The sequence below is a fragment of the Streptomyces sp. SID3212 genome (assembly GCF_009865405.1).
GTDB lineage: Bacteria > Actinomycetota > Actinomycetes > Streptomycetales > Streptomycetaceae > Streptomyces.
The window spans coordinates 1-241 of the sequence record NZ_WWJY01000823.1 but is presented as its reverse complement, the minus strand read 5'-3'; the positions used below and the strand labels follow the sequence as shown (position 1 = coordinate 241).

The window sequence follows — 241 nt, the reverse complement described above, 5'->3', positions numbered from 1 at the left end:
GCTGACGGCCGCGCTCGCGCTCGGCCGCGCGGAGGACACCCTGCCCGAACTGGCCGCGCTCTGCGAGGAGTTCCCCCTCGACGAACCTCTCCAGGCGCTCCGCGTCCGCGCCCTGCGCGACGCGTCCCGCACGGCGGAGGCGCTGGCCGCGTACGACGAGGTCCGCCGAGGCCTGGCAGACCGCCTCGGCACCGACCCGGGCCCGGAGCTGCGCGCGCTGCACGAGGAACTGCTGCACGAG

General features: G+C 77.2%; 1 protein-coding gene. It reads left to right on the top strand.

What is annotated here, in order from left to right:
- The coding region (locus GT042_RS24740; RefSeq protein ID WP_272925749.1) for a BTAD domain-containing putative transcriptional regulator at positions 1 to 241 on the top strand (241 nt) is incomplete at both ends.